Annotated in this window: 25 protein-coding genes, 2 riboswitches and 2 other annotated features; of the genes, 13 read left to right on the forward strand and 12 right to left on the reverse strand. The window is 37.4% G+C overall.

What is annotated here, in order from left to right:
- Nucleotides 1–39: 39 nt before the first annotated feature.
- The 4 genes from BM260_RS11060 to BM260_RS18205 form a co-directional block, all read right to left on the reverse strand.
- On the reverse strand, nucleotides 40–1,215 hold the full coding sequence (locus tag BM260_RS11060) for an aminotransferase class I/II-fold pyridoxal phosphate-dependent enzyme (protein ID WP_093537413.1): 1,176 nt from the start codon (nucleotides 1,213–1,215) through the stop codon (nucleotides 40–42).
- 262 nt (nucleotides 1,216–1,477) lie between these two features.
- The gene (locus BM260_RS11065) at nucleotides 1,478–2,176 is read right to left on the reverse strand and encodes an ABC transporter ATP-binding protein (protein ID WP_093537414.1); all 699 of its coding nucleotides are present in this window, start codon (nucleotides 2,174–2,176) and stop codon (nucleotides 1,478–1,480) included.
- 4 nt (nucleotides 2,177–2,180) lie between these two features.
- On the reverse strand, nucleotides 2,181–3,251 hold the full coding sequence (locus BM260_RS11070; RefSeq protein WP_093537415.1) for an ABC transporter permease: 1,071 nt from the start codon (nucleotides 3,249–3,251) through the stop codon (nucleotides 2,181–2,183).
- A gap of 124 nt (nucleotides 3,252–3,375) precedes the next feature.
- On the reverse strand, nucleotides 3,376–3,831 hold the full coding sequence (locus BM260_RS18205; protein WP_139219920.1) for a hypothetical protein: 456 nt from the start codon (nucleotides 3,829–3,831) through the stop codon (nucleotides 3,376–3,378).
- Between the two features lie 154 nt (nucleotides 3,832–3,985).
- Between BM260_RS18205 and BM260_RS11075 the strand changes: the two genes are divergently transcribed.
- From BM260_RS11075 to fabI, 4 genes are all read left to right on the forward strand, one after another.
- On the forward strand, nucleotides 3,986–4,888 hold the full coding sequence (locus tag BM260_RS11075; protein ID WP_245762705.1) for a MerR family transcriptional regulator: 903 nt from the start codon (nucleotides 3,986–3,988) through the stop codon (nucleotides 4,886–4,888).
- Between the two features lie 202 nt (nucleotides 4,889–5,090).
- Nucleotides 5,091–5,831 carry a gluconate 2-dehydrogenase subunit 3 family protein gene (locus BM260_RS11080; RefSeq protein WP_093537416.1) on the forward strand — a complete coding sequence of 247 codons (741 nt, stop codon included), beginning with the start codon at nucleotides 5,091–5,093 and terminating at the stop codon, nucleotides 5,829–5,831.
- A 23-nt stretch (nucleotides 5,832–5,854) separates the two neighbouring features.
- Nucleotides 5,855–7,567 (forward strand): GMC family oxidoreductase, encoded by a 1,713-nt coding sequence (locus BM260_RS11085; protein WP_093537417.1) that lies wholly within the window; start codon nucleotides 5,855–5,857, stop codon nucleotides 7,565–7,567.
- A 190-nt stretch (nucleotides 7,568–7,757) separates the two neighbouring features.
- Nucleotides 7,758–8,537, forward strand: a complete 780-nt coding sequence (fabI, locus tag BM260_RS11090) for an enoyl-ACP reductase FabI (protein ID WP_093537418.1) — start codon at nucleotides 7,758–7,760, stop codon at nucleotides 8,535–8,537.
- Nucleotides 8,538–8,830: 293 nt separating this feature from the next.
- On the opposite strand, the gene BM260_RS11095 is transcribed toward fabI, so the two are convergent.
- The 5 genes from BM260_RS11095 to BM260_RS11115 form a co-directional block, all read right to left on the reverse strand.
- Complete coding sequence (locus BM260_RS11095; protein WP_093537419.1) at nucleotides 8,831–9,586, reverse strand: amino acid ABC transporter ATP-binding protein; 756 nt, start codon at nucleotides 9,584–9,586, stop codon at nucleotides 8,831–8,833.
- A gap of 13 nt (nucleotides 9,587–9,599) precedes the next feature.
- Nucleotides 9,600–10,313: an amino acid ABC transporter permease gene (locus BM260_RS11100; RefSeq protein ID WP_093537420.1), complete on the reverse strand. Its 714-nt coding sequence runs from the start codon at nucleotides 10,311–10,313 to the stop codon at nucleotides 9,600–9,602.
- A gap of 12 nt (nucleotides 10,314–10,325) precedes the next feature.
- Nucleotides 10,326–11,033: an amino acid ABC transporter permease gene (locus BM260_RS11105; protein ID WP_093537421.1), complete on the reverse strand. Its 708-nt coding sequence runs from the start codon at nucleotides 11,031–11,033 to the stop codon at nucleotides 10,326–10,328.
- 81 nt (nucleotides 11,034–11,114) lie between these two features.
- Nucleotides 11,115–11,966, reverse strand: coding sequence for a transporter substrate-binding domain-containing protein (locus BM260_RS11110; protein ID WP_245762706.1), 852 nt, complete (start codon nucleotides 11,964–11,966; stop codon nucleotides 11,115–11,117).
- Nucleotides 11,967–11,985: 19 nt separating this feature from the next.
- Nucleotides 11,986–13,149 carry an acyl-CoA dehydrogenase family protein gene (locus tag BM260_RS11115; RefSeq protein WP_093537423.1) on the reverse strand — a complete coding sequence of 388 codons (1,164 nt, stop codon included), beginning with the start codon at nucleotides 13,147–13,149 and terminating at the stop codon, nucleotides 11,986–11,988.
- Between the two features lie 103 nt (nucleotides 13,150–13,252).
- Nucleotides 13,253–13,352: riboswitch (SAM riboswitch) on the reverse strand.
- A gap of 162 nt (nucleotides 13,353–13,514) precedes the next feature.
- Between BM260_RS11115 and BM260_RS11120 the strand changes: the two genes are divergently transcribed.
- The 4 genes from BM260_RS11120 (at nucleotide 13,515) to BM260_RS11135 (ending at nucleotide 19,698) form a co-directional block, all read left to right on the forward strand.
- Nucleotides 13,515–15,551, forward strand: coding sequence for a catalase (locus BM260_RS11120; RefSeq protein ID WP_245762707.1), 2,037 nt, complete (start codon nucleotides 13,515–13,517; stop codon nucleotides 15,549–15,551).
- 189 nt (nucleotides 15,552–15,740) lie between these two features.
- Nucleotides 15,741–17,081, forward strand: a complete 1,341-nt coding sequence (locus BM260_RS11125; RefSeq protein WP_093537424.1) for an FAD-dependent oxidoreductase — start codon at nucleotides 15,741–15,743, stop codon at nucleotides 17,079–17,081.
- A gap of 53 nt (nucleotides 17,082–17,134) precedes the next feature.
- Nucleotides 17,135–17,360 (forward strand) — a binding site (T-box leader).
- A 37-nt stretch (nucleotides 17,361–17,397) separates the two neighbouring features.
- Nucleotides 17,398–17,623 (forward strand) — a binding site (T-box leader).
- Nucleotides 17,624–17,628: 5 nt separating this feature from the next.
- The gene (gene thrS / locus BM260_RS11130) at nucleotides 17,629–18,876 is read left to right on the forward strand and encodes a threonine--tRNA ligase (protein WP_093537425.1); all 1,248 of its coding nucleotides are present in this window, start codon (nucleotides 17,629–17,631) and stop codon (nucleotides 18,874–18,876) included.
- A gap of 72 nt (nucleotides 18,877–18,948) precedes the next feature.
- Nucleotides 18,949–19,698 (forward strand): GNAT family N-acetyltransferase, encoded by a 750-nt coding sequence (locus tag BM260_RS11135; RefSeq protein WP_245762708.1) that lies wholly within the window; start codon nucleotides 18,949–18,951, stop codon nucleotides 19,696–19,698.
- A gap of 10 nt (nucleotides 19,699–19,708) precedes the next feature.
- Here the strand turns inward: BM260_RS11135 and BM260_RS11140 are convergent, their stop codons facing one another.
- Nucleotides 19,709–20,557, reverse strand: coding sequence for a DegV family protein (locus tag BM260_RS11140; protein WP_093537426.1), 849 nt, complete (start codon nucleotides 20,555–20,557; stop codon nucleotides 19,709–19,711).
- Nucleotides 20,558–20,779: 222 nt separating this feature from the next.
- On the opposite strand from BM260_RS11140, the gene BM260_RS11145 reads away from it, so the two are divergent.
- Genes BM260_RS11145 through BM260_RS11155 form a run of 3 tightly spaced genes read left to right on the forward strand, consistent with a single transcriptional unit; the run spans nucleotide 20,780 to nucleotide 22,463 of the window.
- A complete protein-coding gene (locus BM260_RS11145) occupies nucleotides 20,780–21,286 on the forward strand; it encodes a GNAT family N-acetyltransferase (protein WP_093537427.1) in 507 nt (168 codons plus the stop codon).
- Between the two features lie 54 nt (nucleotides 21,287–21,340).
- The gene (locus tag BM260_RS11150; protein WP_093537428.1) at nucleotides 21,341–22,159 is read left to right on the forward strand and encodes a class I SAM-dependent methyltransferase; all 819 of its coding nucleotides are present in this window, start codon (nucleotides 21,341–21,343) and stop codon (nucleotides 22,157–22,159) included.
- A 1-nt stretch (nucleotide 22,160) separates the two neighbouring features.
- Nucleotides 22,161–22,463, forward strand: coding sequence for a nucleotide pyrophosphohydrolase (locus BM260_RS11155; RefSeq protein ID WP_093537429.1), 303 nt, complete (start codon nucleotides 22,161–22,163; stop codon nucleotides 22,461–22,463).
- Nucleotides 22,464–22,526: 63 nt separating this feature from the next.
- Here the strand turns inward: BM260_RS11155 and BM260_RS11160 are convergent, their stop codons facing one another.
- On the reverse strand, nucleotides 22,527–22,997 hold the full coding sequence (locus BM260_RS11160; protein ID WP_093537430.1) for a VanZ family protein: 471 nt from the start codon (nucleotides 22,995–22,997) through the stop codon (nucleotides 22,527–22,529).
- A 93-nt stretch (nucleotides 22,998–23,090) separates the two neighbouring features.
- Nucleotides 23,091–23,278: riboswitch (cobalamin riboswitch) on the forward strand.
- A gap of 169 nt (nucleotides 23,279–23,447) precedes the next feature.
- On the opposite strand from BM260_RS11160, the gene BM260_RS11165 reads away from it, so the two are divergent.
- Nucleotides 23,448–23,987, forward strand: a complete 540-nt coding sequence (locus BM260_RS11165) for a hypothetical protein (protein WP_093537431.1) — start codon at nucleotides 23,448–23,450, stop codon at nucleotides 23,985–23,987.
- A gap of 4 nt (nucleotides 23,988–23,991) precedes the next feature.
- The gene (locus BM260_RS11170) at nucleotides 23,992–24,936 is read left to right on the forward strand and encodes an ABC transporter substrate-binding protein (RefSeq protein ID WP_093537432.1); all 945 of its coding nucleotides are present in this window, start codon (nucleotides 23,992–23,994) and stop codon (nucleotides 24,934–24,936) included.
- A gap of 110 nt (nucleotides 24,937–25,046) precedes the next feature.
- Here the strand turns inward: BM260_RS11170 and BM260_RS11175 are convergent, their stop codons facing one another.
- Entirely contained in the window at nucleotides 25,047–25,910 is an 864-nt protein-coding gene (locus tag BM260_RS11175; protein WP_093537433.1) for an AraC family transcriptional regulator, read from the reverse strand.
- Nucleotides 25,911–25,924 lie beyond the last annotated feature (14 nt).

Below are 25,924 nucleotides of genomic sequence, written 5' to 3' on the forward strand. Positions count from 1 at the left end.
GATTGCTTTTTTATTTTTTAGATTCAAAAACGAAGATGTTCAGCAAATTGAAAGTACCTTTAACTTCTTTAATTGTTCCACTGCTAGCTTCAGTATATTAATATCTTGTACTAATGCAATGCGAACATAACCAGCACCAGCGGATCCAAAAACAGTGCCTGGTACCATTACAACACCAGTTTGATCGATTACTTCAAATACAAAATCCTTGTCATTCATTTCATAGGGATATTTTGCCCAAACGAACATCCCTCCAGTAGAAGGTGCAACCTTCCAACCCAGATCAGTTAAAGCTTGGGTTAGGAAATGATATCTCTCGGAAAATATCTTACGTAGTCGATCTGTTATTTCCTCTGCGTGATTTAAGACAACAATACCAGCTTCTTGAATAGGGCCGTAAATCCCAAAGTCTAAATTCGACTTTAATTGTTTCATAATATTAATCATCTCTTCATTTCCTGCAATATAAGCAATGCGTGTTCCCGCTAGACTAAAGCTCTTCGATAAAGAGTTAATCTCCATACCTACTTCTAGAGCTCCTGGTGTTGAGAGGAAACTGTTCGGTGCATCGCCAGTAAAATAGAATTCTGAATAAGCCGCATCATGCAAAATAATAATATTGTACTTATTAGCAAAAGCTACGACTCTTTCAAAGAAAATCGGATCAGGCATTGCTGGAACCGGATTTCCAGGTAAATTTAATATCATTAGTTTTGCCTTTACCGCAACTTCTTCTGGTATTGCATCTAGATTAGGTAAAAAATTGTTTTCTTCTAATAGCTCCATATAATAGGGTTTAGCACCGGCAAGTTTAATGCCAGCATCATAGGCTACATATCCAGGATTTGTCGTAAGAATGATATCTCCTTCATCGCAAAAGGCAATTGGTAGATGAACGAGTCCTTCTTGGGAACCCATTGTTTGAACAATTTGCGTCTCTGGATTTAATATAACATTGGAACGACGCTTATAATAATCTGCAACAGCTTCATTGAAACGTTTAGTTCCGGTAAGTGTATAACCGTATGAATCCGTTGCAAAGCTAAGATCTGATAATACTTTTCTAGCACGTTCATCTGGTGGAAGGTCAGGGCTGCCTAAGCTTAAATCATATAAGTCAAAACCTTGAGCTTGCTTTGCAGCAGCTGCGGCTTTCAAATCTCCAAAAATTGCTTTTTCAAATAACGACATTTTAGTAGATGGTTGAACTTTCAATATAAGCACTCCTAACTCATTAATAAAATTTTATGTTTTATGATATCACAATTTTCAATATAATTGTGAGAAACATGAATGCGATATATTACAAATGGTAAAAAAGAAGAATCCCGCAGTTTTTCACCTCAACCAAAGGTATCAAATTCATGAAAAAAGGAGTATTGGTTGTGACGGGTGTCACAGCCAATACTCCTAGAAATTCGGTAGTCTTATAGTGGGAATTCTATCTAGATTCGAAAGCGATAGAAAAGGCTTTTCTTTAAAGGATTGCTTGCGATTTTTTAGATGTTTCCTTCAATTTTAGTACACCATCCGTCATTTCATAAACCTTATCGCAATACTCTATTAGACGAGTATCATGCGTCACGACGATTGTAGTTGTTTTATTTTGTGTTGTTTCTTTTTTCAATAATTCCATCACTTCATAAGCCTTTTCCGAATCTAGAGATGCGGTAGGCTCATCTGCGAGGAGAATGGAAGGTTTGCTATATAAGGCTTTAGCAATAGCGACACGTTGACGTTCACCGCCAGATAAATCAGCGGGATATTTTTTGCGTAATTCTTTAATGCCAAGATTATCGTATAACGCATTCAATTCCTCTTTGCTCATATTATCTTTTTTTACATTATCTAATAATTTCATTTGATTATCGACATTTAAAAATGGTACTAGATTAGATGCTTGCAAGATAAAACCTATTTCTTTTAGTCTAATTTTGGAGCGTTGTTTTTCATTTAAATCGGCAAGATCCTTGTTATTTACTAATATTGCTCCACTTGTGGGAGTTTGTAGTCCACCTGCAACTGTTAAAAAGGTACTTTTCCCTGATCCTGAAGGACCAATGACTGCTATTAACTCTCCTGGTTCAGCAGAAAAATTCGTTTCTTTTAAAGCATCTACCTTCATATGTCCACTGCCAAATGATTTTTTTACATTATTAAGTTCTAAAATAGCCAATTCATTAACCTCCTATCGCTTTAAGCGGATCAATTTTTACGATTGTTAACACGGAGAATACAGCTCCAAGAATTGCCACGACTATTAATATTACTCCGTAAATAATCATGGTTGGAATATCAAATGCGACCGGAACAGCACTAGGTAAGAATTCTCCAGAAATTAGAGTTAGAGCAAAGCCAACAACTACACCAATGAAGGCCAATAAGAATGTTTGGGCAATTACCGAACGAGATAAATAGCCGTTGGAAATACCTTGTGCTTTCATAACTCCGAACATACTAATCTTCTGAACTGTTAATACATAAAGGAAGATTGCCACTATAACAGACGAAATCCCAAATAAGAAATAAATCATAAAGTTTAAAGTTAAGGCTTGTTCTGTATAACCGGGAAGGTTTTCTATAAACTCTTCTACTTCAATAACCTCTAAATCTTCATTCGATGTTGAGATGGAAGAGAAGTCGTCACCACGAACAACGATCCCATTTATTTGTGTTTCATTTTCTGCGGCGCCTTCACCGAACTTGACCTTTTGGAAAGTAGTTACATCCCCATAAAGGACTGGAGCGGCATTGAAACGTGCGCTATCTGTAAATCCTACAATGGTTAACTTTTCATCAGTAGAGGATAGTTCAAGTTCATCACCCAGTTTAAATCCGTCCTCTTTAAGCGTATCGCTAGCAATCACTTCGTTGTCGCCTGCAAACTTTTCACCCTCTGTTACTTTGGGCATTATAAATTCTTCCGAATCAATACCGAAAAGAGCGATATTTTGTTTTGCATCGCCATTTCTAGCGATTGAATTTAACTGTCCAAGAGTGGCAGTGTCATTGTCCTTAATGTTATCCGCTTCTTCGGTAGTTAGAGAAGATTGAGGTAAACTTTTATCGGACTCCTCGGTTAATACGATTGCCGTAGCATCCCATTTGTCTACGGCTTCTCTATTTAGACTAGCTAAGCCTGTTGCTAAACCAGATAAGAAAAATACTAAATAGGATACTAGCATTAATACTCCAACGATTAATGCAAATCGAAGTTTGTTCTTTTTAATTTCATTCCACGCTAAAAACATACTTTGTCACATCCTGTAGGTTAATTTGATAAATGAATCATAACATATTAATTTAATTTTGTCTAACCTTTGTCTAATCTTTTTTAGTTAAATAAAAAAGCAGATAATACCTCTGCACACGAGGTTATCTGCTCCAGTACCTGCTTGACAATAAAATACCCAGAATAGAACCATACAAAACATGTCCTACCATCCAATAAATAAAAGATGGAAGGCTACTGATGGGTGGAGTTCTTTCCGATAAAATAGTAGTTGGAAAGTATAAACCTCCAATGATAAAACTAACAAAGACGCAGAGGGCAATAATTGTAATAGCAGATATCGTTGGAAGTTGCCGTATTATCAATATTAAAACAATAGAAAGTGCTACAGAAACAATCAAATGAAATATAACTTCGACTACTTCGGGGAACTTAAACTCATTTAAAATAGGTATGTAGTCAATGTTTAATAGTAAGGTATAAACTTTATAACCCGTCATAAATTGAATTACTTTTAAAAATACGGTTAATACTAAGCCTGCAATCATTCCGTATATAGCAGCTCTTAGGAAGAATTTATTGTGAGTGTGTAAATTCATTACAGTTCACGCCCTTGTAAAATAGTTTATTATTCTATTCGTCAAATCATTGTATAGTGTTTGTCTATTGTGTGTTATACTGATTTTTATTATAATGTAGCATATATACATTATTAATGGATACAAATTAATGGCAAGAGAGGGGGTAACATTTGTGAGCCAAACAGGGATGACTGGAATATATACGATCCAACAAGTTTCTAATGTCACGGGTTTGTCTAAACAAGTTATCCGTAAGTGGGAAGAGCGTTATGAATTTATACAACCTGAACGATTAGAAAACGGATATAGAGTATATAGCGAAAAGGATGTAAATGCATTATTACGAGTTAAGCTTCTCTCAGAAAAAGGCTACTCTATCAAGCAAGCTGTGGATATGTTAGAAAAAGAACCGGAGCAAACAGAGTCACTCTTCTTAGAGGAACCATCTGACTATAAAAAATTTAATGATTATGTGATTCAGTTACTGGAAAAAGGTACTTATTGTGATGAAGTCGAGATAAACCTAATACTGCAACAGGCTTATCATCATTTAGGATTAGAGTTATTCATTAGTAAGGTCATTATTCCTTTTTTACAAGAAGTAGGGGATAGATGGGAAAGAGATGAGTGGGACGAATACCAAGAGGCAGTTTCTAGTATGAGTGTTCGTGATTATTTGATACAAATAAGAAAAACGTTTCAATTAAGAGATGATGCACCTTTAGTTATTGGTGCATGCTTACCGGATGAGCATCATGAGCTGCCTATGCATATAGTATTGCTTCAGTTCATGCTAAGAGGTTGGAAAACTGTATTAGTTGGTGCTTCACCAGCGCCAGGTGCGATAGAGTCATTAGTCCAAAAGTTAAAGCCTAAATTAGTGTTACTATCTGCTTCAACTACTTTGCCATTTGAAAAAGATCCTAAGTTAATCCGAAGGCTCGATCATTTTGCAAGTGAACAGGAACATATTACCTTCTATTTAGGGGGAATGGGTTCTCATATGTATTTAAAAGAAAAAAAATTAAAATCCATTCACTTAAGTGAAGATTTGGAAGAAATTCTAAAGAAATAATAAACGTTACTAACTCCTCAGAAGAGAGTTAGTGACGTTTTTTTGTATTTAGTAACATGGAAATTTGCCGATGTGGTCGAGTGATATAGGAAATTTACTAGAGCAATATCTTGGTGTATATAATGTTTAGAAATATATAAACTTGTATATCCTTTTGTAAGCAGTTACTAGTAAGATCATTATCTTGGAGGAGTCAGTGAAAATGACAGAAAAACCAAAAAACTATTCAAGAAGAGACTTTCTTAAGACTACAGGAATTGCAACTGGTGCATTAATAGGTGGCGGGTTAATAGGTGGGTTAGTTGGGTTAAATGTCGATAAGGATGATCAGCATGTATCTGATACAGGCAATACCAATCATGAAATGGGCACTAATGGGGGATTTCAGTTCTTTCAAAATCAAAGAGAATTTAATGTAATCTCGAATGCAACGGAACGTATCTTTCCAAAGGATGATATAGGGCCGGGGGCAATAGATTTAGGGGTCCCTTATTTTATTGATCGTCAGCTGGCGGGACAATATGGAAGTAATACGAAAGAATACATGCAAGGACCGTTTGCTGTAGGTGCTAAAACTCAAGGTTATCAGAGTCGATTGACAAGAGCGTCTATTTTTAGACAGGGAATTGCCGTATTGGATGAAGAAGCGAACAAACGATTTGAAAAAGGGTTTTCCAGTATAGAAGCTGAGCAAATGGATGAAATATTAACAGCTTTTCAAAATGATGAAATTCCCATGACAGGAGTTACTTCCGCATTTTTCTTCCGTCTACTTCGCACGGCGACATTGGAGGGTGCTTATGCAGATCCAATGTATGGTGGAAATCGAAATATGGATGGCTGGAAGATGAAAGAGTTTCCTGGTCACCAAATGTCCTATATTAACGTAATTGATAAGGAAAAGTTCCAAAAAATTGCACCACAACCACTTGGTGGAATGTAAAGGAAAGTAGAGGGATAAAATTTATGGCTACAACATTAACAAAAGTTGACGTGGTTGTCGTTGGTTTGGGTTGGACCGGAGGAATCATCGCAGCTGAATGTGCAAAAGCCGGTTTGAAGGTAATTGGTTTAGAAAGAGGAAGAAAACGCGGTACAGAAGACTTTCAGCAAATACATGACGAATATAGATATGCCGTTCGTTACGAGCTAATGCAGGACGTAGCAAAAGAGACCATTACTATTCGCAATAACCGTAAGATGCCAGCGTTGCCGATGAGGCAGATGAGCTCATTCCTACTCGGTGATGGGTTAGGTGGTTCGGGAACACATTGGAATGGTCATACATGGAGGTTCTATCCATATGATTTTCAAATTAAAACAATGACAGATGAAAAATATGGTCCAAACAAATTGTCCAGTGATTATTTGCTTCAAGATTGGGGCGTTACTTATGATGAAATGGAACCTTATTTTTATAAATATGATCAGACCGCTGGAATCTCAGGAGAAGATAAAAATCCTTTTTGGGGGAAGAGAGCGCAGGATTTCCCTACCCCTCCTATGAAAAGAACGCCTATTTTGAAAAAGTTTGAAGGGGCAACCCAATCACTAGGGTATTCTCCGTTTATGCTCCCATCAGCTAATTTATCAGAAGCTTACACAAACCCCGATGGAGAAGTCATAAATGCTTGTCAATACTGTGGCTTTTGTGAACGATTTGGCTGTGAATATGGAGCAAAAACATCGCCGGAAATAACCGTTATTCCGACCGCAACCAAAACCGGTAATTTTGAGACAAAATTTCATGCAAATGTTGTAGAGGTCATAAAAAGCGGAAATAAGGTTACCGGTGTAAGGTATTTGGACACGGAGTCTGGAGAAGAGTTTATCCAAGAAGCTGAAGTAGTTGTTCTAGCAAGTTACGTTATGAATAACGCTAAGTTGCTTATGGTATCTAATATTGGTCAACAATATGACCCGGAAACTGGTAAGGGAACGCTTGGTAAAAATTATTGTTATCAAATATTACCCGGTGCAAATGGATACTTTGAAGAACAAATGAACACCTTTATGGGGGCTGGTGCCCTTGGAATGACAATTGATGACTTTAACGCAGATAATTTTGATCATAGCGACTTAGATTTTATACATGGTGGTAGTATTTCCATAACGCAAACTGGATATAGACCTATTGAAACAAATCCAATACAACAAGGGACACCAACTTGGGGAGCAGAGTTCAAGAAAAATTCTATCTACAATTACACACGGTCTTTATCAATTGGAACTCAGGGTGCATCGATGCCCCATAAGGAGAACTATCTATCCCTAGACACTAAATATAAGGATGTCTATGGTCTTCCACTCTTACAAATGACCTATAATTTTACAGATCAGGATAGAGCATTGCATAAGTTTATTACAGAAAAAACTGTAAATATCATGAAGGAAATGGGAGCAAAAACGGTAGAAGGAAAAGCACCAATAACTGATTATGATATTGTAGGTTATCAGACGACTCATAATACGGGTGGGACTATTATGGGAGCTAGTCCAGAAAATAGTGTAGTAAATCCATTTTTACAACATTGGGATGCAGAAAACTTGTTTGTAGTAGGGGCTGGGAACTTTCCGCATAATGGGGGTTACAATCCTACAGGAACAGTTGCAGCTCTGGCTTATAGAAGTGCAGAAGGAATTATTAAATATAGTAAATCGGGTGGCTCGCTCGTGTAGTTGTAATATCAGAACCATTAATATAAAGAAACCAACTATTTTTTCTGAGATAGTTGGTTTTTTGATGTGTAATTAAGTCCAAAAACACAAAATGATTTAATACAAAAAGAAGGATTTATGTTATTATTAAAATAATAACCAGGTACTAATAACAGGTATAATATACTAGGATAATAATTTGGAGGTATTTATGAGAGACTTAATTCAACTAAAAGACAAAAATATTGTTGTTATGGGCGTGGCCAATGAACGTAGTATTGCATGGGGAGTGGCGAAGTCATTATTCGAAGTGGGTGCAAATGTTATATTTACTTACCGTAAAGAACGTTCCCTTGGAAAAATTGAAAAGTTACTGAAGGATAATAATTTAGAGGCAAAACTAGTAGTAGAGTGTGATGTAAATAGCGATGATAGTATTAAATCGGCGTTCGGGCAAATTGGATCAGAGGTTGGAGTGATCCATGGCGTAGTACATTCTGTTGCTTTTGCGCACGCAGAAGATTTAAAAGGGGACTTTTTACAAACTTCAAGAGAAGGCTATGCTTTCGCACAAGATACAAGTGCGTATTCACTTATTGCTGCAGCGAGAGAAGCAACACCCTTTATGACTGAAGGTGGATCTATCGTAACAATGACATATTTAGGGGCAGAACGAGTACTAGAGGGATACAATGTAATGGGAATCGCAAAAGCATCTCTGGAAGCATCTGTTAAGTACTTGGCATTAGACCTAGGGAAAAACAATGTGCGTATAAATGCTGTTTCAGCAGGAGCGATTAGAACATTAGCGGCAAAAGGGATATCTTCTTTTAATACAATTTTGCACCAAATTGAAGAGAAGGCTCCTTTAAAACGGAATGTCACTCAGCAAGAGGTAGGAGATATGACGGTGGCATTATTAAGTAATTTATCTAGCGGTGTAACAGGTGAGGTCATCTTCGTAGATTCTGGCTACAATATTATGGGCTAATTTGATATTCATAAAAGCGGTGAAAGATGACCTGGTCATTTTTCACCGCTTTTTTTAAAAATTAAGAAAGTATATAAAAATACAGCATGAACATTGGATTTGTAGAACATTTAAGCATTTCAATCCAAACAATTAAGTGAGTAGTACTCAACTATGAGATATTGCATAGCCTCTCGCTTAGATAATAAGACCAGTCAAAGTTAATATGGGGAGAAAATCGTCCGCTCAGAGCGGAAGTCTATGGCATATCTACGTATTAGTTTTTAAAGAACTGCCCGATTTTTCTTGTTGTCCTAAATATAAAATGTGTAATCTTCAGGTAACACTCGTTTTAAGAATTTCTTCGTGCGTTCTTCTTTAGGGCTCACGAAAATATCATGAGGAGAACCTTCTTCCACTACTACTCCGCCATCCATAAAGATAACCCGGTTAGCTACATCCTTTGCGAAGGACATTTCATGGGTCACCACTAACATGGTCGTTCCTTCCTTAGCAATATTTTTCATGACTGTCAGTACTTCGCCAACCAATTCTGGATCTAATGCAGAAGTAGGTTCGTCAAAGAGAATAATGTCGGGGTTTAAGGCTACGGCTCGTGCAATTCCAACGCGCTGCTGTTGTCCGCCAGAAAGTTGACTCGGATAGGAATCATATTTGTCTGATAAACCTACTTTGTCTAAAGCTTTTTTCCCAATACCAATTGCATCGGCTTTAGGTACTCTTCGACCGACGATGAGTCCTTCTGTTACGTTTTCTAATGCTGTTTTATTGTTAAATAAATTATAATTCTGAAAAACGAAGGCTGTTTTTTGTCTGATTGTGTGTATATCTCTTTTTGAGGCACCGTGCAAATTGACCTTTAAATCGCCAAAACCAGCTTGACCGCTGTCTGCTTTTTCCAAGAAGTTAATACAGCGTAATAACGTCGTTTTTCCAGAGCCACTAGGACCAAGAATGACTACTACATCTCCTTTATCAATGGATAGGTCGACTCCTTTTAATATCTCATTGTTTCCAAATGATTTATGGATATCATTAATTTTTAACATTCACTCATCCTCCTTATGCACTCACGTATTTGTATCTGCGTAGTCGTTTTTCATATATTTTGAACCCGTATTCTACAAGGCTGCACAAAATAATATATACAAGGAAAATATCTATATAAGCTTCCACATAGTTATAACCTACGTTTGCCGCTACTTTTGCCTTTAATGTAATTTCCTGTAAGGACATTGCATAGCCAAGTGATGTAGCTTTTATCAAATTCACGGTAGCAGTACAAATATTAGGTAGAGCTACGACTAGCGCTTGAGGAATTACGATACGACGGTAGGCTTGGAAATTTGAAAGGCCAACTGATTGGGCCGCTTCTAGTTGTCCTTTGTTGACCGTACTTAAAGCAGATCTAAATACTTCTATCAATATAGCAGTAGTGCTGAAAGAGAATACGATAAACGCGTACCAAATAGGGTTGATATTGTAGACATTTATATTGATATTATACTTTTCGAAAAATAGGGAAAGTATTAAGGGTACGCTTGCATAAACGATGAAAATTTGAATAATGATCGGTGTTCCTCTAACGAAGGAAACATATATTCTGGAGAACCAGTTCAATACGGGTACTTGATTGATACGTGTTAATGCCAATAAAAAACCTAAAGGTAATGCGATAAGCAAAGCAACAATTGTTACGAGAAGTGTTATTGGGACACCGGATAATGCGATGAAAAATGTATCAATTAAAAACGTATAATTTAAACCTTCCGACATTATTTACACTCCTTAGTTCGTATTAATTGTTTGCTTTCCCTTACTAAAAACCTTTTCAAGCTTTCCAAAAAATTTCTCGATTAGTATAGAGATGACCCAATACACAATAGCAAGAGCGATGAAAATTTCTAATGCATGGGTATTGTAGTTCGCTGCTATGATTAAGTTTGCTTTCCCAACTATATCGATTAGCCCGATGGTATAAGCAAGAGACCCTTCTTGAAGTAATGCGATAAGTCCATTTCCAAAGTTAGGAAGTGCGACAACCAATGCTTGCGGAAAAATAATTCGTCTATACGCTTGAAATGGACTTAACCCAACGCTAACGGCGGCTTCAAATTGTCCTTTTTCAATAGAATCGAAGGCGGATCTAATAACTTCCGACATAATCGCAGCGAATTGGAGGGTAAAGGTAATAACTACAAATACTGCCGTATTTAAATCATGTAAATATAACCCGAAGTTGTCCGCTAAGGCGGGAACGCCATAATACACTAAAAATAGTAAGACGATAGATGGAGTGCATCTTAAAATCGTCGTATAAAAATGGGCTGTTTTTTGAGCAATTTTATTCTTTCCAAGCTTCATCACAGCAAGGATTAACCCGAGAAAAGTCCCGAAAATAATGGATAATCCAGCAACCATAAAAGTTACTTTTAAGAACGGAAGTAATATAGGAAGTGAGCTCCATATGTACGATACATCAAAATATTTTTCCATATTGTGCAATATTCCTCCCTTTTAAATTTGAAAGGCTGCCCAGGTATCCAACGCTAGGCAGCCTTGATGGAAATACGAATTTTATCTTTCTACTTTATCTAACACCTCAAAAAGGTCTCGACCGTAGAACTCTTTACTAAGTTCATTTGTTTTCTTTTCTTCTTGCAACTGTTTAATAGCTTTGTCATACGCATTTGCAAAGTCTTGTTCTTTTTTATTGAATAAAGGCCATGTTTTAATCACTGCAAATTCATTGTAAACAACTTCATCTTTTAGATTATAGTAAGGGCCGCTTTCATCTAATACTTGTTTTTGGAATGGTCCTTCGATTATTACTCCGCCGTCCACGCGACCCTCATTGACCCATTGGACTACATCCACTGTGAAAGCATCTCCGGCATCTAGTTTGACTGGATTATCTGGGTTGGTCTTGTTATATTCGTCAATTACCGTATATTGCGCATTGTTTGCTGCAATAGGAGCTAAAGAGTAGCCAGCAGAGGCAAAATCCTCTAATGATTTAATATGCTCATTTTCTTTTTTCAATACGAGACCGGCACTGCTTAGACCTAGGAAATCTTTAGGGAAAATAAACTTCTCTGTGCGTTCCTCTGTCCAAAATGCATTTTTTACACCTACTTGAAACTTACCTTGTTCCACACCGATTAATAGATCATCGCTTGTCGTTCCTATATATTCAAATTCGTATTCAGGAAGTAGTTCATCTACTAATTTCATAACTTCTACATCGTATCCCGTAGCATTTCCTTTATCATCTAACCAAGAGATAGGCTTAGAGGCCATGTCATAAGCTACTTTTACTTTTCGAACATCTCCATCTTCTGAAGTTGTTGAAGCCTTTCCAGAACTACATGCAGCTAAAATTGTCACGGAGGCTAACCCTATTGCAGCCAATTTAAAGTACTTATTCATATCTAATCTCCTCATTTCACTATTTTTTATTGTTATCTTCCTCTAACGCAGTCAGTGCAAGTTTTTTTATCGTCATATCATCCATAGGGGGATTATGGAGTCCTGCTCGAACATCGCGGTAATAACGTTGCAAGGGGTTTGTTCTTTGTAAGCTTTTGGCACCAACTAATCGCATCGCTTTGTCGACAATAGTGATTGCTGAATTAGTAACGATATGCTTTGCCACGCTTACTTCGTTGGTTAGAAGTTCTTTTGTAGATTCATTGTCATAAGCGGATGCAACTCCGTAAATGACGAGTCTAGCCTTCGTAAGCTCTAAATCTATTTCACCTAGAAGCTGCTGCACGTTTGGTAGCTGTGCAATAGAGCCATTCAAGCTATTGGGTGAATGGGTATTAGCAAAGTGGACTGCATAGTCTCTTGCAGCCTGTGCAATTCCAAGATAAGTTGCAGGTATATGAAGCAGCCAACCATTGATCTTCCCGCCACTAGCGAATTCAGGAAGCTCTACTAAATTGGATTTATGAACGGTTACATTGCTTAGTACTAAATCATTGCTGCTAGTTCCGCGCATGGAAACTACATCCCACGTTTCCTCAATGGAAAGCCCCTCCGTATCACGAGGTATAAGGAAAAAACCAATTCTTTCTTCTTCCTCAATCCAAGCAGATGTTAAAAAGTAGGATAGTACGGGGGAAGCGGTTGTGAATATTTTACGTCCGTTTAGTACCCAAGAATCTCCCTTTTTAATAGCGGTAGTACCAGGTCTGCCACCTCGTGTTGGACTACCTGTTTGTGCTTCACTGACGGAACGATTTATGAGTGCACCATTTAATACTTCTGTAGCGAAAAAGTCTAATCTTTCCTGTGTCCATAATTTTTTTTCGTATAGTTCGCCTACTACACCTAAACTCCACCCTACCGATAAGGCAGTATTTGCATCAAAGCTAGCAAGAATTTCCTGTGAAAGAACCATATCGTAGACAGAAAAACCTTTGCCCCCATACGATTCAGGTAGAGTTAGACTTGCATAACCTAGTTTCAATAAATCCTCCACATTTTCTTTTGGGAAAATAGAATTCTCGTCAATATCTGCTGATTTGCTTTTAAATTTGTCTTCTAATTCTTCCAAACGATTAATCCATTGCTGCTGTTTTTCTGTTTTGATGTATAAATTTATCACAGTTGCTATCTCCTTTAATTTAAATTATTCCGATTAGTTAAGTAGGTATTAAGAGGAAATAAAAAACCCATCTCAAAATGAGAAGAGTAAGTGGTTAAATAAATACTTATCTCTCAATTTCTTGCTGGAAGTAGCACCATACCATAGCTTTGGCGGTTGCTGAAGCATCATCGGACCAGTCCCTTCGCTTCTCTTAATAAGTAGTATGTAGTTGTTGAAATAATCTTACTACTTCATCTAGGTGAAGTCAATAGTAATTCATATTGCTTTAATAGGATTTAAATATGTAATTGAATTTATAGGTTTTTTAGAAAGTCATCCTGGGTATTAACAATAGGGAAGAGATAATTAGAGGAGGAATTTGTTTGGATAAGAAAGTAGCTGGAAATAGTAAAAATGAACAATTAGAAGAATTTCGAGTGGACGATCAAGGACAAGCAATGACTACAAATCAAGGACTTAAAGTTTCGGAGGATGAGTTTTCCCTTAAAGCAGGAGAACGAGGCCCTACTTTAATGGAAGACTTCCATTTTCGTGAAAAAATGACTCATTTTGATCATGAACGTATACCAGAAAGAGTAGTACATGCTAGAGGTTATGCGGCTCATGGGGAGTTTGAGGTATATGAATCTGCAAGTGAATTTACAAAAGCGAAGTTCTTGCAAACACCGGGTAAAAAGACTCCTGTATTCGTGAGGTTCTCCACTGTGGCAGGATCACGTGGTTCTGGAGAGTTAGCACGCGATGCTCGTGGCTTTGCAACAAAATTTTATACGGAAGAAGGAAATTATGATTTAGTAGCAAATAATATCCCTGTATTTTTCATACAAGATGCTATTAAATTTCCAGACCTAGTACATGCTTTAAAACCAGAGCCCCATAATGAAATTCCACAAGCTGCTAGTGCTCATGATACGTTTTGGGATTTTGTTGCCAACAATCAGGAGTCAGCACATATGGTCATGTGGACAATGTCTGATCGTGCCATTCCTCGTAGTTTCCGAATGATGGAAGGGTTCGGTGTAAATACATTCCGTTTCGTTAATGATGCGGGTAAATCCCATTTTGTGAAGTTTCATTGGAAGCCGTTGCTTGGTACCCACTCAGTTGTATGGGATGAAGCGCAAAAGATAAATGGGAAAGATCCAGACTTTCACCGTCGCGACCTATATGAGGCGATTGAGAATGGGGACTATCCAGAGTATGAATTCGGCGTACAACTTATCGCAGAGGAAGATGAGTTTAAATATGACTTTGATATTTTAGACCCTACTAAACTATGGCCTGAGGAAGAAATCCCAGTTAAAATTCTAGGGAAAATGACATTAAATCGCAATGTAGATAATGTATTTGCTGAAACCGAGCAAGTAGCATTCCATCCAGGGAGTGTTGTACCGGGAATTGATTTCTCTAATGATCCTCTACTTCAAGGGCGATTATTCTCATATACAGATACACAATTAATACGTCTTGGAGGACCTAATTTCCATGAGCTTCCGATAAACAGACCAGTTTGCCCATTCCATAACAACCAACGTGACGGATATGGTAGACAATCGATTAATGTAGGAAGAGTGAGCTACCATAAAAATTCTCTTGCTAACAATACTCCAACACCTGTTAGCGAAGCGGAAGGTGGATACACGCATTATGAGGAAAAAATAGATGCGCGTAAAGTTAGAGCGCGAAGTGAGAGTTTCAAAGATCACTTCACTCAGGCTACATTATTCTGGAATAGTATGAGCGATACAGAAAAAGAACATATCATTAATGCATTTAGCTTTGAACTTGGTAAATGTAAGGAACTTACTGTTCGTCAGCAAGTATTAGAGATGTTTGCACAAGTAGATTTGGATCTAGCGAGTAAGGTAGCAGAAAACCTAGGACTAGTAGTGCAAGGTGTAAGTACTGCAACGAATACTAAGTCTTCTCCAGCACTTAGTCAGTTAAATACTATTATGAAACCTCAGACACGAAAAATTGCAGTTTTAGTCGGAGAAGGATTTGAAGAGGATTTACCTGCGATTCTAGCAGACTTAAAAGCAGGCGGAACAATGCCTGAAATAGTGAGTGATCATCATGGATCTGTTGCTGGAGCGGATGGCACACTGTTACCAGTTGACCATACTTTCTTAACTGCTGATTCTGTATTATTTGATGCAGTATATGTAGCAAGTTCACATGGCAAAACGGCCATGTTTGAAAAAGAGGCTTCGTACTTCATTAAGGAAGCATATGCCCATTTTAAACCGATTGGTGCTACATTTAGTGGAGAGCAACTAGTTGATAATCTGCACTTCACTGGTCAGGCTGGTGTTCTCACTAAAGAAACTGGTAAAGGCTTTGTAGATAGTTTTTTAAATGCTATTGCTGCCCATCGTTTCTGGAATAGAGCAGTATAAACAATTATTTTGGGCATGTCCTATTAGGGCATGCCTTTTTTACATAGAATAAGATAATGAAGAACTTTTAGAAGGAAATAAAAAGAAAAATTTTAAGCGTATAACAAACATAACTATTCACTAATACTTGAAGGGAAGTTATTGTTGGGTATAGAAAGAGTAATAAGGAAAGTCAAAGGAGGAAACTTCATGCACTACGTAATAATAGGTGGAGACGCTGCGGGGATGAGTGCGGCAATGGAAATTGTACGTAATGATTCTGACGCTCGAATTACGACATTGGAAAAAGGACATATTTATTCCTATGGACAGTGTGGTTTACCCTATGTAGTAGGAAAACAAGTAGTATCTTCAACGGACGTTATAGCACGAAGTGTAGAAATGTTCCGTAGTAAATACGGAATTGATGCAAAGACAGGATATGAAGTGACCCATGTGGACCCTAACAATAAAACAGTGTCAGGGAATATTCTGCAAACGAGAGATAATTTCATCTTAAGCTATGACCGCTTGCTTATTGCGACGGGTGCTACTCCAGTTGTTCCTAATTGGAACGGTGGGCATTTGTTAGGGATTCATACGATTAAAACCATTCCAAATACAGAGGCAATTATCGCGGATTTAGAAAATGTTCAACAAGTTACTATAATTGGTGGAGGATATATTGGACTAGAAATGGCCGAAAACTTTGCTAGTATTGGGAAAAAAGTACGTATTATACAAAGAGGAGATCAGCTTGCCGGTATATTTGATCACGATATAGCATGTTTCATACATGAACATGCAAAGGCTCATAATGTAGAAGTGATATTAAATGAAGAGGTTCAATCTTTCACGGGAGATACGAGAGTAAGTGATGTGAGGACAGATAAAGGAAGTTACCCTACCGATTTAGTTTTAGTTGCCACAGGGGTTAAACCTACAACGGGTTTTTTAGAGGGGACTGGCATTCAATTGCACCATAATGGAGCGATTGTAGTAAATAATTTTTTAAAAACGAATTTGGACGATATCTACGCAGCAGGAGATTGTGCAACTCATTTTCATCGTATTAAACAACTGAATGATTATATTCCTTTAGGAACAACTGCTAATAAACAAGGGCGAATCGCTGGATTAAATATGATAGGTCAAAGGAATGAATTTAAAGGAATTGTTGGCACATCCATCATGAAATTTTTTGATTTGGCTCTTGGAAAAACTGGTTTGTCTGAGAAAGAAGCGGAGCAGCTCGGTATTTCCTATGACGTGCATACGCAGGAAGCCACGGACATTGCAGGGTATTATCCAGGTAAGGAAACGATGCATATGAAATTGATTTACAGGAAGGATGACCAACAAATTTTAGGGGGTCAAATTATTGGGGGAAATGGTGTAGATAAAAGGATTGATGTATTAGCAACTGCACTTTATCACCATATGACCTTTTCCGAGTTATTGGATCTTGATCTTGCATATGCCCCACCATTTAATGGCGTTTGGGATCCCCTGCAGCAAATGGCAAAGCGAAGTACTACACAAAAAATATAACAGTAATGTTGACTATTTGAATTTTGTTGCATATACTTAGAAAAATCAATTAGTAATAAGCGAAGAAAAGGACATGGATCATTTAAATACTTCTTATCAGAGAATGGGGTCACCGACTGAAAGCCCTTAAAGAAATGCAAATGATTTACCACCTTGGAGCAATTATGGGGAACACATTTATGTAATTATCCATAATCGGGAAACCGTTATCTTACATGAGCGCAACAGAGTTTTTATGTTGCAAATTAGGGTGGAACCACGACCACACTCGTCCCTTTACCGGGATGGGTGTGGTCTTTTTGTATATAAATTTAATATTCAAGCGAAGAAAAGGATATGAATTGTTTTAACTTTCTTATCAGAGAATGGGGTCACCGACTGAAAGCCCTTAAAGAAATGCAAATGATTTACCACCTTGGAGCAATTATGGGGAACACATTTATGTAATTATCCATAATCGGGAAACCGTTATCTTGTATGAGCGCAACAGATTTTTTTGTGTTGCAAATTAGGGTGGAACCACGACCACACTCGTCCCTTTACTGGGATGGGTGTGGTCTTTTTTGTTAGGAGAAAAATAGTAAATGGAGGAATTAAAGTGAAAGCAGAAGAAAGAGTAAGTCATCAAAATTTAGGGCAACAATTAGAATTGTTCATGTCGATGGAGGAAGCACCAGGAATGCCGTTTTATTTACCAAAAGGGATGATACTACGTAACGAACTGGAAAACCTGTGGAGAGAAAAGCATCAACGAGCAGAATATCAAGAGATTAAAACTCCTATTCTGATGAAACAGGAGCTTTGGGAAAAATCAGGGCACTGGGATCACTATCATGAAAATATGTATTTTGCAGATGTAGATGACCAAAAATATGCGATTAAACCAATGAATTGCCCTGGAGCTGTTTTAATCTTCAATAGCAAACGAAGAAGCTATAGGGAGCTTCCGGTTCGATATGCAGAACTTGGATTAGTCCACCGCCATGAACTCTCTGGATCATTGAATGGATTATTACGAGTCAGAGCTTTCACTCAGGATGATGCTCATCTGTTTGTATTGGAGGAGCAGATCGAAAGTGAGATAGCGAAGGTACTAGACCTTGTGGATGAGTTTTACTCGGAGTTCGGCTTTAGCTATAAAGTAGAGCTATCCACTCGACCAGAAAATTATATGGGATCAGTAGAGGTTTGGGATCAAGCAGAGCAAGCGTTGGAAGCAGTTCTTCAGAATAAGCAGGTAGAATATCAGCTAAACGAAGGGGATGGAGCATTTTATGGTCCGAAAATCGACTTTCATATATTAGATGCATTGGGACGTAGCTGGCAGTGCGGTACTGTTCAACTAGACTTTCAAATGCCTGAAAAGTTTGACTGTAAGTACATCGACGAACACAATCAATTGCGACAACCCATTATGATTCATCGTGCAATTTACGGTTCTATTGAGCGATTCATGGCTATTCTATTGGAGCACTATCAAGGTAGCTTTCCGCTGTGGTTATCTCCGGTTCAAGTTAAGATATTACCAATTGCCGATGCACATAAAGAGTATGCAGAGAACGTAAAGTGGCAACTTGAGCAAGATGGGTATCGAGTAGAGATAGACAACCGGGTAGAGAAAATCGGATTGAAAATTCGTGAAGCTGCAATGCAAAAACATCCGTATATGCTCATTATTGGGGATCATGAAATGGAAAATGGCGCAGTTTCTGCTCGACAACATAGAGTAGGTGTATTGGGAGAAATGAGTGTTTCAGCCTTTATAGAGAAATTAAAAGAGGCTAGGAAAGGGTGAAATATTAAATATTGTCATACTAAAAGGATTTTCGGCTATATATAACGAATGAAACTCTATGGAGGTCGTATAATGGCAAAATGGATGTTATTGTTTGCAGGAATCGCTATTATAGTTGGAAATGCATGGGGAATATATTCAATGTATCAGCCAAAGGTGGGGCCAATTGGAAATGGAGAAATTGCCAATTCTGTCTGGGTCAGTATTATTTTCAGTACGTTAGCTGGTGTAATAGCAATTGCCCAATTTGTAGCTTTACTTATCCATGATAATCATAAAAAAAGATTTCCAACATTAGAAACTGAACGATTTATATTGCGCCCCATTGAAATTAGTGACGCAAAAGAGGTTTTCTATTATTTTTCAAAAGATGAGGTTACGAAGTATTATGATTTGGACACATTTGAAGACGTTAAAGAAGCAAAGGTATTAATAGGAAATTGGCAAAAGAAATATCTAAAAAAAGAGGGGATTCGCTGGGGGATTGCTACGAAGGAAGAGAATAAGATTATCGGTAGTTGTGGATATCATAATTGGGAAAAGAAACACTTTAAAGCAGAGATTGGTTTTGAAGTGGCACCAGAGTTTTGGCGTAAAGGCATTATGATAGAGGTGTTACAGCCCATTTTACGTTACGGTTTCGAGTTAATGGATTTAAATCGTATTGAAGCCCTCTTTGCTCCTGATAATATAGCATCTAAAAAAACGCTAGAAAAAGCTGGTTTTGTTTATGAAGGTACTTTTCGAAAATCTGCGTTTGAAAAAGGACGCTTTTGTGATGAGGCAATTTGTTCCTTATTAAAAAAAGAGTTTGTGCAGTAGCACAAACTCATTAATATCTTACCCAGCTAAGTCCTGTTGTTCCTTCCCCAGCATGTACTCCTACACAAGCGCTAAGAGGAAGGACAATCACTTTTAGTTTAGGGAATTCCAGTAGCAATTCTTCTTTCCAAGTTCTAGCATCGGTCGTATTATTGCAGTTAATAACCGCAACCTCTGGAACATTGGATATTTTCATATCTTTACGAAGTAAGTTCATTACATACTTCTTAGCTCTCTTATCTGCACGAACTTTTTCTTTCATTACGACTTTGCCGTTATCGAAAGAAATGACTACTTTTATATTTAGAAGATTACTTAGAAAAGCTTGAGTACCTGAAACACGACCGCTTTTATGAAGCTGCGTTAAACTAGATGGAATAAAGGATAACTCGGAGTTATTTGTCATATTTTCAATATGAGTAACTACTTCCTCTATGTCATGATTTGCTTCTATCATATGCTTGCCGACTTCTAACATTTTGACCATTGGATAAGATCCTATTTTAGAGTCAATTGAATACACTTTAAAATTTGCTATTTTTGAAGCAGTTTGTGAGGTATTATAGGTTCCTGATAATTCACTAGATGTGTGCACTGCAACGGCACAGTCGTATCCTTTTGCTTTTAAATCTTCATATAATTGCACCATCTCTCCAATTGGAGGTTGAGAAGTTTTTGGATGAATTTTTGCTGTGCGTAACTTGTCATAAAATTCGTCGTGAGTCATATCAATTGTTTCTTTAAAAGCACCATCTTCAAATACGATATTTAAGGGAAGGACATATATATTATGTTTTTCAATGAAAGTTGAGTCTAATAAAGCGGCAGTATCAGTAATCCAAGCAACTTTTTTCTTCATAATGTAGAACTCCTTTTTGTGCAATCTTATTAGTGCTAATTTACATGAGACATTATATTAGCAATAGTGTTATATGTCATGTTTTGTCGATATTTCGGAATCTAGTACATATTTTGAACATAATTACGTAGGAAAGTGAATTATGAAGTGGGGCCTTCTACTGCAAAGAGTTATACAAGTTCATGAATTATATAATGATAGATATTGCTTGGAGGTATGAGAATGGAGTTAAGACAACTAGTAGCAGAAGACGCGAGTGCTTATTGGGAGTTAAGATTAGAAGCATTGAAAACAAGCCCAGAAGCCTTTGGTGCGAGCTATGAAGAGGCAATGCGGCGAGACAATCCAATTGAACGAGTAAAGGGGAATTTAAGCGTAAAGGGAAATTATACATTTGGGGCGTTCGATCAATCTAAATTAGTAGGAATGGTCACTCTTGCACAGGAGGGTAACTTAAAAATGAAACACCGTGCAAATATTTTCGCTATGTATGTCAGTCCAATCGGCAGGGGGCAAGGGACAGGCAAAGCACTAATGAGATTGGCCATTGAACAAGCGAGAGAGAGTCGCGAAATTGAAAAGATAAACCTCTCCGTAGTAACAAGTAATGAGGCGGCAAAGAATCTGTATCTTCAACTAGGCTTTAAAGTATTTGGGACAGAAGACATGGCATTAAAGGTTGGGGATACTTATTACGGAGAACATCATATGTCACTAATATTGAATTGAGCGGAAGGAGGAAACGAAATTAATTCTCACATCATCGAAGAAATTGTAAAATGTATGCCAATAAACGAATTTGATCCGACCATTCAGAAGGTGCAGACAGAGCATCGACTAAAGCTAGTAGACTTTTGGAATATTAAAGAAGGTAGCAAAGTGCTAGAAATTGGCTGTGGACAAGGAGATACGACAGCAGTTTTGGCTTATACAGTTGGAGAGACAGGATTTGTTCATGGAATCGATATAGCTTCACCGGACTATGGCAGCCCAGTTACTTTAGGTAATTCAATGGCCTTCTTAAAGAACTCGCCCCTAGGAAATCGGATTAAGGTAAATTTTGAATTGGATATCCTTCAAGAAAAAGTGGATTTCCCTGAAAAATCTTTTGATTATATTGTGCTGTCTCATTGTTCTTGGTACTTAAAATCACCGGAAGAATTCCTGGGAATGTTAAAGAAAATCAAAAAATGGACAAACGTATTATGCTTTGCCGAGTGGGACACGAGAGTTCAGACTAATGAGCAGCTTCCACACTTCTTGTCAGTACTCATCCAAGCTCAATATGAGTGCTTTGTAGAAAATAGTTTAGTTAATGTTCGAACGTTATTTACACCTAAGGACATTCAACAAATTGTGGAAAAAGCTGGTTTCGAAATTACAACGGAAAAAATTATCGACTCTACTCATCTTCAAGATGGCAAATGGGAAATAGAATATACATTAACAGATTATAAAGAATTAATCGAAGCTGCCGACCATTTACCTATCAAATATAAAGCTTTAATACAATCAGAAATGCATCTATTAGAGGAAGCAAGAAGTCAAAACAAATACACATCACTGAACACATACGCATTCACAGCAAGAATAGGAGAATAAAATGAAAGAGTTAACAGAAGAGATAAAGAGATTCCGGGACGAACGAGGTTGGGGAGGAAACCACGATGCTCGTAGTCTTGCTATTTCAGTATCATTAGAAGCAAGTGAGTTATTAGAGCATTTCCAATGGGTTACTGCAGAGGATGCGATAAAAAAAGACAAGCAGGCAATTGCTGATGAAGCAGCAGATGTATTTATTTATCTTTTGCAATTTGCTGATGTGCTCGGAATTGATTTAATAGAGGCTGCACAGCAAAAAATGAAGAAAAATACTTTGAAATATCCATTACCTGAAGTGGACTAACAAAGGCATATTAACAAATCCCTTCGATCAACACTGTACTTACAAGTGAAAAACGTTGACTCTTTATCGGTCAACGTTTTTTTGTTGAAACCATTGAAAAAATGACATTAATAATAGCGCAGTAATAGCCCCAGTTGTATCCAACAAGACATCTTGAAGAGAAGCTGTACGACCACTTGTGAAAGATTGTCGAAATTCATCGGCAACAGCAAGAAGCATAGTGATCACAACTGTTGTAATTTTACGATACTTAAATGGAGGTAACGCAATATAAATGGCTAAAGCAATGATTCCAAAATAAACAAAATGGGTACCTTTTCTTATCAAAAATTCTACAAAAGCATAGTAGCCACGCTCTTCCACAGAAACGAGAATGCCCCAGTATGGAACTTGAAAAATACGAAGAAAAGATTCTAATGGTTTGTTAGGAAGCCATGCTTTTAAGACATCTTGCATAGATTGCTGTTCAGCTGGCTGCCCTGATGCCAAAAATACAATAACAAGTAATATTAAAAGCGGGATAAGTTTTTTCATATACTGACATTAGCACAAAACTGGTGAGTTTACATGCGTGAAAATTATTGTGCCTGCTAGGGAGATGGCTATGGTAAACTAATTGTAAGTGAATAATTTTCGCAGGGAAAAGGTGCTAACTTGTTAGCTTAATTTGGGAATTCGGTTAAAATCCGAAGCTGTTTCCGCAACTGTAAATGCTGATGAAATAAGAAAAATACCACTGTTGACTAGTCAATGGGAAGGTTCTTAGAGTAAATTGATGCATAAGCCAGGAGACCAGCCTTTTCTTGAACGTATAGATACTCTTCGGAAGTTAAGGGATTGTACGGCACGTTTCTATTTTTCTGTTTTTTTATCGTTAAATAGGTATCACGCCGCCCTTATTTGGGTGGCGTTTTTTTTGTGCTGTTAACTAACAAAGTATTATATGCTTGAAAATTCACCAATAAAAGGAAAGGAGGAGAAGTAATGAAAAAAGATATTCGCTATATTTGCTATCCGTTCATGCGTGAAACACCTTCTACTGTAGATTTTGAAATCCGTACAGATTCGTTGACTACTCGTATTGGATTAGCAGCTTCTTTGACAAAGGATATACCAAAGATTTACGAGGATCTGATGTATTTGGCACCAATGGCATACCATTTAAACGGGTCTGTTCGAGGGAAGATTGCCATTACAGAAGACGATTTACAAATTCTAAGTAATATGTACGATTTCTATGTAGAGGAAGTAAAAGGAAGAGTAGATATATTTGTACTACCACAGGGTACGACTGCAGCTTGTGAATTACATGTTTGTAGAAGTGAAGCAAAAAAGTCAGTTAGAGCTCTTCATAAAGTTTCGTTAGAAAGAGAAATTCCTGAGATTTTGTTTGACTATGCACAGTTATTAGCAAATGTGTTGTTTGCGATGGCAGTTTATGTGAACAAACATCATGGAGTGGAAGAAATTCAATTTGTCAGTAAATCATATCCAATGAGAAAAAAGAAACAACTGGAGGAATAATACTATGAAGAAAAATTATTTATTTAATTGGTTATCGGTGCTGCTATTTTCATTCTTGCTTGTAGGGTGTTCTGCGGAAGAGAAGACAACTGTGGAAAAACAAGAGGAAGTAGTAGAAGAAGTAAAAGAATACACAGTAACTGATGATGTAGGAAATGAAATTACATTCGAAGAAGTACCCGAAACGATTGTTTCTCTTCAACCGAGCAATACAGAGATTCTTTTTGCTTTAGGTGTAGGCGATAAAATTGTAGGAGCAACAGATTATGATACATATCCTGCAGAAGCACTCGAAATAGAGCGAGTATCTGATTCAGTTGCATTTAATGCGGAAAGAATTACAGAACTGAACCCAGATGTAGTAATAGCGTATACAATTGGCCAAGAAGAAGCATTGCAACTTCTGGAAGATACCGGATTAAAAGTCTTTGTAATTGAGTCTGCAACTTCTTTTGAAGATGTATACGGAGATATCGAGCAGTTGGCTACCGTAATGGGCATTGAAGAAAAAGGGCAAGAAGTTATTTCTTCTATTCAGGATACTATTCAAGGAGTTCAAGAAAGAGTAAAAGCTGCTACCCCATTAAAAAAGGTATATTATGAAATTAGCCCATCTCCAGATATTTATACAACTGGTAGTAAAACATTCCAACAAGAAATTTTAGCAGCAGCATCGGTCGACAATGTATTTAGCGATCAAGAAGGTTGGATCAGTGTGTCAGAGGAAGATGTTACGGTCAAAAACCCAGAAATTATTTTAACAACTGCAAATTATTTAGATGATGCACCTGGAGAGATTAAATCTCGTGCAGGGTGGGACAAAATACAAGCCGTACAAAACGATTCAGTCTTTTTAGTAGATGGTGACGTTATTTCTCGACCAGGACCTCGTATTGGTGAAGCAGTAGAATTGATTGCTAAAACAGTGTATCCAGAATTATTTCAATAAACTTAAAGCCTCGTCCTAATTTAGGATGAGGCTTTTTGGGTTTTATATTGAAAAAAGTATACTGCTACATGACTCACCAAGTAGTACTTGTGCTCTGCAGATCGTTCCTATTATTTAATCGGTATCCAAATTTCTGAATAGCAGTTTTCGCTAGAAGGATCATCATCGGAATACACTTCTAGCTCCGGTGTCCCTGCGGGTTCATATGGATTAGAGGGGAACCACTCCGCATATATTTGTTTCCAGGTATTTTGCATAGCATCTGGCATCGGACCGTGCACCTCAAATACAACCCATTTAGAAGCAGGGATTGTAATAGCTGATAAGTTTTCCGGTACTTCACCTGCATAATCTGTTGCAATCCAATAATCAATTAAGCTATTCTCTCGATAAGCTGCGTCTGCAACACAAACACCGAGTACACCCTCAATGTCTCCGTTGTTTAATTGAAATAATAAATCATTTGTTCCATCTGCATGTACATCATTCCAAAACAAAGGAATACCCTGTGTATTTTCTCCATTCTTACAGTTATATTTTCTTTTCACTCCAACAGCTTGAAAGCTTTCTTTTTCGACAATTTTATACTTCATTGGTTCTGCCCCCTTTAAATTTACCTGAATGATCAAGCGGTTATAGGAATTTATTTTCCCTATATTTTTTCTTGCTTCACTAGGCGTAATTCCGTGTTGTTTACGGAACGCTTTTGTGAATGATTCAGGAGTGTCGTAGCCGTATTTGTAGGAGACGTCAATTATTTTATTGTCCGTATTAAGCAGTTCTTGTGCAGCTAAAGTTAGTCGTCTTCTTCGAATATAGTCTCCTAGGGACATATCCGTTAAGATGGAAAACGTCCGTTGAAAATGAAAAGCAGAAGAATTAGCTTCCTTAGCAATTTGTTCCATAGATAAATCCTCTAGTAAATGATCCTCTATATAGCTTATTACCTGTTGAATCGACTCTACCCACCCCATTGACTTCACTCCTT

Origin of the sequence: Psychrobacillus psychrotolerans, assembly GCF_900115805.1 — a bacterium.
Taxonomy (GTDB): Bacteria; Bacillota; Bacilli; order Bacillales_A; family Planococcaceae; genus Psychrobacillus; species Psychrobacillus psychrotolerans.